The 10,772-nt window shown below is 35.9% G+C and carries 6 protein-coding genes and 1 pseudogene; 4 read left to right on the top strand and 3 right to left on the bottom strand.

The genetic code is table 11. The annotated features are described in order from the left end of the window. The 3 genes and pseudogenes from K8B81_RS03970 to K8B81_RS03960 all read right to left on the bottom strand — a co-directional run. Positions 1-224 (bottom strand): annotated as a pseudogene (locus tag K8B81_RS03970) (IS110 family transposase); the annotation flags it as partial. Between the two features lie 381 nt (positions 225-605). Then, complete coding sequence (locus tag K8B81_RS03965; RefSeq protein ID WP_223679039.1) at positions 606-2,039, bottom strand: rubredoxin; 1,434 nt, start codon at positions 2,037-2,039, stop codon at positions 606-608. Between the two features lie 87 nt (positions 2,040-2,126). Next, entirely contained in the window at positions 2,127-5,645 is a 3,519-nt protein-coding gene (locus K8B81_RS03960) for a nitrate reductase (protein ID WP_223679038.1), read from the bottom strand. A 261-nt stretch (positions 5,646-5,906) separates the two neighbouring features. Between K8B81_RS03960 and K8B81_RS03955 the strand changes: the two genes are divergently transcribed. The 4 genes from K8B81_RS03955 to ntrB all read left to right on the top strand — a co-directional run bounded on the left by K8B81_RS03955 (position 5,907) and on the right by ntrB (position 10,693). Then, on the top strand, positions 5,907-6,614 hold the full coding sequence (locus tag K8B81_RS03955; protein ID WP_223679037.1) for a Crp/Fnr family transcriptional regulator: 708 nt from the start codon (positions 5,907-5,909) through the stop codon (positions 6,612-6,614). A gap of 367 nt (positions 6,615-6,981) precedes the next feature. Continuing rightward, a complete protein-coding gene (locus tag K8B81_RS03950; protein WP_223679035.1) occupies positions 6,982-8,421 on the top strand; it encodes an alginate export family protein in 1,440 nt (479 codons plus the stop codon). A 27-nt stretch (positions 8,422-8,448) separates the two neighbouring features. Next, positions 8,449-9,663 (top strand): CmpA/NrtA family ABC transporter substrate-binding protein, encoded by a 1,215-nt coding sequence (locus K8B81_RS03945; RefSeq protein WP_223679033.1) that lies wholly within the window; start codon positions 8,449-8,451, stop codon positions 9,661-9,663. 142 nt (positions 9,664-9,805) lie between these two features. After that, the gene (gene ntrB, locus K8B81_RS03940) at positions 9,806-10,693 is read left to right on the top strand and encodes a nitrate ABC transporter permease (RefSeq protein ID WP_223679032.1); all 888 of its coding nucleotides are present in this window, start codon (positions 9,806-9,808) and stop codon (positions 10,691-10,693) included. Positions 10,694-10,772: the final 79 nt, after the last annotated feature.

Here is a 10,772-nt window from a genome sequence, read left to right as displayed (position 1 = left end):
TGATATACACCTGTAGCTTCCATTACATAACGAACAGTAACTCCAATGTCACTTATTTTTTTTACCCATTCAACTAATGACAAAATACCTGAATCACTGTTCTTAAAAACCTTATAACCAAACAATTCTATCGAAAAATCATCCAGTTTTCGCCCTATAGTTACAACCAACTCTTTTTGAGCAACATCAATTCCTACTACTTGCTTAACTACTTTTTTTGTCATTACTTTTTAGTTTTAAATTACTTGTAAAGTGATGAATCTCCCTTCGTCTTTTCTCCTACTGGATATTCTGGATATTAAGTCTTGCTTAATTCCTTACATTCTGTTCAGACTCTAAAAGATAAAAAAGAATGAGGTAGTTTCTTATATCGAATATACTTCTTGGAGTTATTTTATAAATAATTTACTCACATTCTTTTTCACTTCATAATTCAAATCTATTGACTTTTAAAACTCAAATCAATAACTTCGCAAACATAGGAGGAGTAATGTAAGTTCATTTAAAAGTTTGACTTATTCTCTGTTTTCACAAAACATTAATGTGACAGAAAAGTAAAAACTTACATTTTCTTATATAACTTATATGGCTTAAAAACACAACTGTTACGTTGTAACAGTTTCTAAAATTTTAAAATTGCTTTTTGGTGCTTCGCATAAAGAGCAGCAATAGTTTTCGGCTAAATCTGTAAATAAAATGCCTTTTGGAATATTCTGACTTTCATCTCCGTATTCCGGATTATAAAGCGAAAGACATTCCTGACATTGATAAATATCCAATTGTGGTTTTTCTTTTTTCTGATTTTTTTCAACTGTTTCCGGAATTGAATTCCCTAGTTCTTCAAAGTATTTTCGGCTTAACTCTATCAAAATGGTTGGCAGTTCCAACTTGTCTATATCTTGTGAATGCACAATATATTCTCGTGTATTCGGATCAAAATTCTTCGCATACAACACATTGTAAGTATCGCGAATCTTGATCGATTCCAAATCTTTGGGCAAATCATTTTTTTCCACTACAATCGAAGTAAAATAATGCCCGTCACGATTGTATTCGGAGATTCCGAAATTTAATCCGTAGGTACTGATATCAAACTGATCGAGTGTACGAACCAAAAATGTTTTCAGGTTCAAAGCCCACTCCATTGCTACCGGTAAATGCCAGTTCAGTTCTAAAAGTGAATGACGTACATTGATTCCTTTTTTTCCTAAAAATTTTTCCCATTCCAGTTTTCTGTCTTTCGGAATTCCTTTTACAATAAATGATTTCCAGGGCGTGATACATATTTTACCGATTTTACAATCAAAACACAAATCACACATCTCTTTCAGGAAATCCAAATCGTAAAGATTGTTTCTCCAATACAAGCCAAGCCAGTACTGATCGATTCCCATTCGGTTCATTCCTTCATAATACGGAAAAGGATAAAACGGGACATTCAAAGGTTTATCAATGGTTCTGTTGTTAGTATCCAAAGCTTCGGTAACCAGGCTAAAAATCAGGTCAATTCCGCAGGATTCTTCGGTAGTAACAATGCGTTCTATTTCGTAATAAAAAGTTGCAATATCCCAGCTGTAAATTAAGACAGGATAAACTTCCATACGCTGCCACTTCGGCAAACGGATATATAAATACCAGTAATCTTCATGTTCTGAAGCAATGAAATTAAGATGTCCTGTAAACAATGGAACCAGTTGCTGCTTAGGGTCGTTGATGTTTACCTTGAGTTTCGGCTGATCCTTGAATTGTTCTAAAATATATAAAAACTTATTTCCGGTAAGCCAGTTGGTATTTCTGAAAATATCCGTAGAAACATACGAAGAAACGATATTGTTGCCGCTTTTTTCATCAGGAAAAACAAAATGATGTTTGCCCATTTTTTCTTTTTCCAAAGCCTTAAACCCTTTTGGAAAAATAATATCCTGTCTTGAACCAAATGAAATCGAATCCAAACCCTGATCCATTGCCATATTGACAACTTCTCTAAGTTCTCCCGGCGAAATAACGCCTCCCTTTACTATTAATCTCGTTAATTCCATGTCTTTTTTGTTTCATGTTTCAAGTTTTTTTAGTTTCAAGTTTATGCGTTCCAACAACCTGAAACGTGAAACGTGAAACAAAAGAAACTATACTTTACACTTTGCTAAAATCTCTTTAACCTCTGTTTTACAGCTTCCGCAGCCTAATCCGGCTCCGGTATTTTTACATAAATCGGTAAAATTATTGACGCCGCTTTTAATCGTTTCTTCTATGTTTCCAGCTCCAACCTGACTGCAGGAACAAACTAGTTTTCCAAGAACAGGTTTGGCGTTTGAACTTCCCCGAAGCAATAAATTTCGTTTTTCAGACAATTCGATTTTGCTCTCAATCATGGTTTTGAATTCGGCAAATTCGTTTTTGTCGCCCATCAAAATAGCGCCTACCAATAAGTCGTTTTTAACGATACATTTTTTGTAATAACGCTGTTTTAAATCTGAGAAAACAATTTCTTCATACGAATCATCATTTTCCGGAATTTCAACTTCTCCGATACTGCACAAATTAATATCTTCCAGTTTTAGAATATTCATTAAAACAGAACCTCTATAGTAACTGCTGATATCACCCGCCAGAAAGTTAGCCAGAATATCGGCCTGCTCTTCAGCTGCAGATGTAATTCCGAATAGTCTGTTGTTAAATTCTGCTATTTCTCCAATGGCGTAAATATCAGGATTTGAGGATTGCAGATACTGGTTGACTTTTACCCCACGACCGCAAGAAAGTCCTGTTTCACGTGCAATTTCTATATTTGGAATTGTGCCAATCGTATATACAATAGCGTTGGCAGTAATAATTTTACCACTTTTTAAAGCGATTTCAAGCTCGTTTTCGTTATCGGTTTCAAAAACAGTGCTCACCTCATTATCAAAATAAATCTGAATGTCACGAAGCTGTACTTCTTCGGCCAGTAATTTGCTTGAAATCCGGTCCAGCTGACGTTCCATTAATCGGGAAGCCCTTTGTATAATAGTTGTTTTTACTTTTTTATGTTTTAAAGCCGCTGCTAATTCTAATCCTAATAAACCTCCGCCAACAATCACTACATGCTGTTCTTCCGGCGGTAAATTGGTATTGTCAAGGTGTGCTTTTAAACGGTCGGCATCTTCTTTTCGTCTTACAGTAAAGCGTCCAGGCAAATGTAATTGTGCATTTTCCGGCACAAAAGGACGGCTTCCGGTAGCCAGAATCAATGAATCGTAAGAATGTCTGTCGCCATTACTATCGATTATATTTTTTTCGGCAGCATTAATTTTACCAACAGCAACACCGGCATTCATGGTGATTTTCAATTTATTTAATGCTTCTCCGTCTTTCACTTTTAATAATTGCTGCCAGCTAAATTCGCCAGTCATATATTCAGGAAGTAATACACGATTGTAAAACGGATTTATTTCATTTGAAAAAACTACAATTTCATCTGTAGAATTGAATTCGCGATAATTTTGAATGAAACGGAAAGCAGCTGCACCCGCACCCACAATTGCAATTTTCTTAAAAGGTTTTACGTATTTCGCAATAGAAACCGTGGTATATTTAAAATCCGGTTCTTTTGAAATTGGATCAACCAGCGTAATGGTTAAATTATTAGTCCGGTTCAAATCATTTTCAAGTTGTTTTCCCCAGTGCATTGGTAGAAAAACTACTTTTTCCCTGATAGAATCGGTAACTTTTGCCTTTACGCGAACCTCTCCGTTTTTGCTGCTTACGACAACAATATCTCCGTCTTTAATATCCGATTTAAAAGCATCAATCGGATTCATTTCAAGTACCGGGCTTGGTGTATGTGTCATTAAACGTGATACTTTTCCAGTTTTTGTCATGGTATGCCATTGGTCACGAACCCTTCCTGTGGTAAGGATAAAAGGAAACTGAGGTGTTGGCTGCTCAGACGTATTTTCAATAGACGTTGGTAAATTAAAAATCGCTTTTTGAGAAGGCGTATAGAATTTTTTATCCGTAAAAAGACGCGGTGTTCCGGGATGACCATAATCCGGAACCGGCCATTGAAAAGTACCTTCGTTTTTTAATCGGTTATAATTTAAGAAGGAAATATCAATGTTTGTATTTTTGGTAAGTGCACAATGTTCTTTGTAAATTTCTTCAGCATTATTGAAATTGAAACCGTTGAAATTCATTTTTTTAGCAAAGCGAATTAAAATTTCAATATCCGGAAGTGCTTCTCCGGGAGGATTGATTCCTTTTGGTAAATACGCAATTCTTCGTTCAGAATTGGTCATTGTGCCTTCCTTTTCAAGCCATCCTGCTGCAGGCAATAATAAGTCGGCATATTTAGCAGTATCCGCATTATGTGAAATATCCTGAACGACAACAAATTTGGCATTTTGTAATGCTTTTTCGATACGACGTGAATCAGGTAAACTTACTAACGGATTGGTACAGATAATCCAAACGGCTTTCATTTTACCGGATTCCAGTGCTTCGAACATTTCGGTTGCTGTTAGACCCGGTTTTTCTGAAATTGCATCGACTCCCCAAAAATCGGCTACTTCTTTTCGGTGTTCCGGATTAGCAAGATCTTTATGAACGGCCAGTAAACTCGCCATTCCGCCAACTTCTCTTCCGCCCATTGCATTAGGTTGTCCTGTCAGTGAAAAAGGACCTGAACCCGGTTTTCCAATCTGACCTGTTAAAAGGGATAAATTCAGTAAAGCGGTATTTTTATCTACCCCAACTGCACTTTGATTTAATCCCATTGCCCAAAGCGAAATAAATCCCTTTGCTTTTCCGATGGTATCAGCAGCAAGTTTAATGTCGTTAACTGAGATTCCGCATAATTTTGAGGCTTTTTCCAGTGAAGTTCCTAAAACTAGATCTTTATATTGTTTGAAATTTTCGGCGTGATTCTTTACAAAATCGTGATCTACATATCCTTTTTCAATCATGCGTTTTGCCATCGCATGATATAAAATAATATCTGACCCCGGAATGATCTGCAAATGCAAATCTGCAAATGCGGCAGTATCTGTTCTTCTTGGATCAACGACAATGATTTTTACTTTTGGATTGTTTTCTTTGTGTTTTTCCAGTCTTCTAAATAGAATAGGATGGCACCAGGCAGGATTTGCACCTGTAATTAAAAAAGTGTCTGCCAGTTCTATATCGTCATATGCGATTGGAACTGAATCTTCACCAAATGTTTTTTTATAGCCAACTACCGCAGAACTCATACAAAGCCTGGAATTGGTATCTATATTATTGGTCTTTAAAAAACCTTTTACTAATTTATTTACTAAATAATATTCTTCCGTTAAACACTGTCCAGAAATATAAAAACCAACACTATCCGGTCCGTGTTTTTTTATGATTGAAGAAAAAACGGCTGCAGCACGATCAATTGCAGTATCCCAGCTCACTCGCTCTAAAGGATAGGATTTGCTACCGCGCATTTGCGGATACAAAATTCTGTCTGAAGTATCATTTACAACATAATGCAAGTTTCTTCCTTTAGAACATAACATTCCTTTATTTACAGGATGATCTTTGTCTCCTTCAACCATTACACCACTTTTCGGATCATTTGTAACGATGATTCCGCAGCCAACGCCACAATAGGAACAGGTAGTTTTGATTTTTGTGTTTTGCATCCTGGTTATTTTTAAATACTACAATTGTTGTCTTTGATAAGTCTTCAGATAAAGCACTTATGTAAAGTTATACAAAAATAAGTATTTTTACGTATAAATACTTATTTTGTGAATTTATTTTTCTATTTTTGATTCAAAATAAATAAGGAACGGGAAATTCATTTGTATTAAGTAAGTAGTGCATAGTTATTAGTAATTCGATCTAAAAAGATTTACCGAATTAATGCTAATCACTAAGTACTAAAAAAAAAAAGCTATCCCATGAAAGAAGAAATGGCCATTTGTGATACTTGCGCAAACGAAAACTGTTTTATAAAGAAACACCTGCATCTGGAGCAGATGAAGCAGTATATTTCAAAAAAACACAGCTTTGTGTGCAAAAAATCGCATCAGTTTATTATTGAAGGTGCTCCACTTCAGGGTCTTTATTTTATCTGTAAAGGAAAAGTAAAAACGGTCAAAACCGGAATCAACGGACGTGAACAGATTGTTCGGTTAACGAAAAACGGAGATACAATCGGATTTCGTGGTTTTGGTACCAGCAAACGTTATTTGATCGGTGCTTATGCGCTGGAGGATACTGTTTTGTGTAATTTCAGTAATGAAACTATGATGGACATCCTTAAAAATGTTCCAGAGTTTACGTATGCCCTGATGTTGTTTTATGCAGATGAATTAAACAAAAGCGAAAACAACATTCGCAAAATTGCCCACATGAATGTACGTGAACGCGTAATTGATTTGCTGTTGTACATTCACAAAAAATTTGGCCAGAATAATAATGGTTTAATTGAAATTGAATTATCCCGAAAGGAAATCGCCGACTTTGCAGGAACTACCGAGGAACAGGCTATACGCATACTTTCAAGTCTTAAAAAAGAAATTCTTATCAAAACGGTTGGTAAAAGAATCGGTTTATTATCTCCTTCTAAGCTGCAGTCAGAAATTATGGAGCATAAATATTTCTGAAAATTTTCCCTCTTAAAAAACTTCGTATTTGCGTATATTCTTCCATTTTAAATTTACTTAGATTCTTTGCTAAGTATAATTTAAACTTATGACTCGTTTTACTTCCAAAAATAGGTCAATAAATCATTTTTTTTATTCAATAGCATTTCTTCTTTTCAATAAATTACAGCTAAAACAGAAAATGTTCACATTTATGAATGCCTTATTTTACTAGCTGTTTATCTATTTTTATGCTAAAAAGCAGGTTTTAAATTGATTTTCAAACATTTTTTTTAGTTAAAAAAAGATATTTTGATATGGCTTAAACATGGTACTTAAGTATTAATACGTATGTAAGTTTGCTTCATACTAATCAAAACAATGAACCATGTCTAAATTAACCAATCTAATAGTTAACCAAAAAGAATCTATTTTAAATTCTAAAATAACAAGAACAATTGTATTAGGATGTGCTGTTGCCTTCTTAGGAAATTACGAAGCAAAGGCACAGTTTACGCTTACGGGTCAGGTAAGACCTCGTGTAGAAGTACGTGCAGGACAAGGGACTTTACAACAAGACGGCGACAAAACAGCTATTTTTACAAGCCAGAGAACAAGATTATCTGCAGGATATTCTGGATATCGTTTTAAACTTTTCACCACTTTGCAGGATGTTCGCGTTTGGGGGCAGGATGCTTCATCAATCAACAGAACAACTACTGAGGCCAATAACGGAATTTTACTCCATGAAGCCTGGGCTGAAATTTCTTTAATAGATACATTAAGTACAATTCAGAATTTATCTGTAAAAGCAGGGCGTCAGGAAATTTCTTACGATGACCAAAAAGTATTAGGAGGGTTGGATTGGTTGCAGCAGGCGAGACGTCACGATGCGATTATCCTGAAATATGCCAACAAAGGCTGGATTGCAGATATAGGGGCTGCCTTCAACCAAAATAAAGAATTAAATACCGGAACAATTTACAACGGAACCAACCCGGCTTATGGGGCAGGAACAAACGGAATCGGAACTATGTATAAATCATTTCAGTATGCTTACATCGGTAAAAAATTCTTTTTTGGAGATTTGTCTTTTCTATTCTTTAAAGATGATTTTAATAAATACACCAACGTAACTTCCGGAACTCCTCCTGTAACTACAAAAGTAAATGGCGAAGGCGTGTGGAGCAGAAATACTACCGGAATTTACTATAACGTAAATGCAACCCGAAAATTAAATTTCATGGGAAGTTATTACTACCAAGGGGGACATGATAAAGACGGAAGATCTTTAAATGCTAATTTATTTTCTATTACTTCAACGTATCAGATTGGAAGAAAATTATTTGTAGGTCCCGGAGTTGATTACTTATCCGGTGATGATGGTACGAAAGCTGTAACTGCTGATTCTAAAAATAACCGTTTTGACCCATTATACGGAACACCGCATAAATTCTGGGGAAGCATGGATTATTTTTATGCTGCTAATGGATTCGGAAAGCAGGGCTTGCTGAATTACTTCTTTAAAATAAAATACAATGCCAAAGACAATCTGACTTTAGCTTTAGATGTACACGGATTCGAATCGGCAAACACATTATCTAACGGAGCAGGGGGAGAATTAAACTCTTACTTAGGAACCGAAATTGATTTTCAGGTAAAATACAACATGACCAAAATCATTAATCTTGAAGCAGGTTACTCCTTCATGCAGGCAACAAATTCAATGGCTTCTGCAGCAGTTAAAAATGTTGCCAACGCAAATTTAACTCCACAATTTGCCTACATCATGTTAAATATCAAACCAAATTTCCTTGCGAAAAAATAATTAGAATAACTTTTAAACCTATTCAAAATGAAAAAAGTAAACACATATACCAAAACGATACTGACTTTATTAGTAGTTATTGTAGCTTCCTTTACGGAAGTAAACGCACAAAACGATCCTGTAAAACTCGGTTTTATTCCATTAACAGACTGTTCGCCAATTGTAATGGCTAAGGAACTGGGATTATTTAAAAAATACGGCGTTGAAGTCGTAGTGACCAAAGAATCTTCATGGGCAAATGTTCGTGATAAAATTTTAACCGGAGAATTAGACGGAGCGCACTGTCTGTATTCAATGCCATTTTCGGTTTACACAGGGGTAGGAGGAAAAGCAGGTTCTGAAATGAAAATCGCCATGATGCTGAATGTAAATGGCCAGGCCATTACACTTTCGAAAGATTTTTGCGGAAAAGTAGGATTTAAACAAATGAACAAAGTAGCACCGGTTGTAGCAGCAAAATTGAAAGCCGAAAAAGAAGTGACTTTTGCCATGACTTTCCCGGGCGGGACACACGATTTATGGTTGCGCAACTGGATGGCAATTGCGGGAATCAACCAAAAAACTTCAAAAATCATTACTATTCCGCCTCCGCAGATGGTAGCCAACATGAAAGTTGGAAATATGGACGGGTTTTGTGTTGGAGAGCCTTGGGGCGGAGTTGCCGTAAAACAGGGAATTGGTTTTACACAGGTAGCTTCTCAGGATATTTGGAAAGACCATCCTGAAAAAGCTTTGGTTGTTAACAAAGAATTCAGCGAAAAACGCAGAACTGATCTTGTAAAAGTGATGAAAGCGGTTTTAGAAGCCTGCATCTGGCTGGACAATCCTGCCAACCGCAAAAAAGCAGCAGGAATTATCGGGAAAGCACCTTATGTAAATGCTCCTGCAGATGTTATCGAAAACCGATTAATGGGTAATTATGACTTAGGCTGTAATCAGGGTACTGAAGTATATACTAAAGACTATATGTTGTTTCACAAAGGCGGAACCGTAAACTACCCTCGTAAATCATACGCAATCTGGGCAATGGCACAATATGTACGATTCGGAATGCTTAAAGAAGCTCCTAATTACAAAGCGATTGCTGACAAACTGATTTTACAGGATTTATACGAAGAAGTTGCCAAAAGCATGAAAGTAAAAGTGCCAAATGATGATATGAAACCTTTCTCCTTAACTATGGACAAAACGGTTTTCGATCCTTCAAATCCTGCAGCTTACATAAAAGCAGCTAAGAAATAAAGTTCATTATCGCCACAGATTTAAGGATTAAAAGATTGTTTCTTTAAACCTACTTAAAGCACTTTTAATCTGTACAAATCTTTTCAATCTGTGGCAAAAATCAATTTTTAAAAAATAATTTCAATTTTAAAATTACAACATCATGTCAGATAAAGATACATTTACACTAAGTGATATTAGCGGTCAGGCCGAAGTTTTAACTTCGAATGTTGCGTCCGATGCAGTAAAAAATGACAAGTTCAAATTGCTGATTAGTCAATTTGCAGTAAAATTAAAATCGACCGCATTGGCCGGAGTCGGAGTTCTGGTTTTTATATGCTTCTGGACTTTGCTGAGTATTTATACCAAAGACGCTCTTCCGGGACCTTTGGCAACTTTTACCGTTTTGAAAGAAATGCTGAGCGATCCCTTTTATGATTATGGTCCGAATGACAAAGGAATCGGATTACAATTATTCAATTCGATAAAAACCGTTTTGTCCGGATTTTTATTAGGCTCGTTAATAGCAATTCCGATTGGGATTTTGATGGGAGCAAGTGCTATTTGCAAACAAATTTTCTATCCTATTGTACAGCTTTTAAAACCGGTTTCGCCTTTAGCGTGGTTTCCAATCGGATTAGTTGTTTTTAAAGATACAGGAATGGCAACCATTTTTATCGTTTTCATTACATCATTGTGGTCCACTTTAATCAATACTTCTTTCGGGATAGCTTCAATTCCACAGGATCATAAGAATGTAGCAAAAGCTTTCGGGTTTTCAAAAATGCGTTATTTGACCAAAATTTTAATTCCGTACAGTTTGCCTCACATCATTACCGGATTACGTTTGAGTATCAGTGTTGCCTGGCTCGTAATTGTTGCCGGAGAAATGCTCTCGGGAGGAGCAGGAATCGGATTTTTTGTATGGGACAGCTGGAATGCCCTGAGTTTAGAAAAAGTAATTTCGGCTATTATCATCATCGGAATTGTTGGACTTCTTTTCGACAAATTATTCACTTTTATCGAAAGTAAAGTGGCTTATAAAGCCTAAAAAAGTTTCTAAGGTGCTGAGCTGCTAAGTTTCTAAGTTTTTGGAAACCCTCAGCAATTTACAAACTAAAAACCCTAAA

This window comes from Flavobacterium hibisci, assembly GCF_020026925.1.
Classification (GTDB): domain Bacteria; phylum Bacteroidota; class Bacteroidia; order Flavobacteriales; family Flavobacteriaceae; genus Flavobacterium; species Flavobacterium hibisci.
The sequence above is the reverse complement of the archived record's forward strand: the minus strand, read 5'-3'. Positions and strand labels throughout refer to the sequence as shown.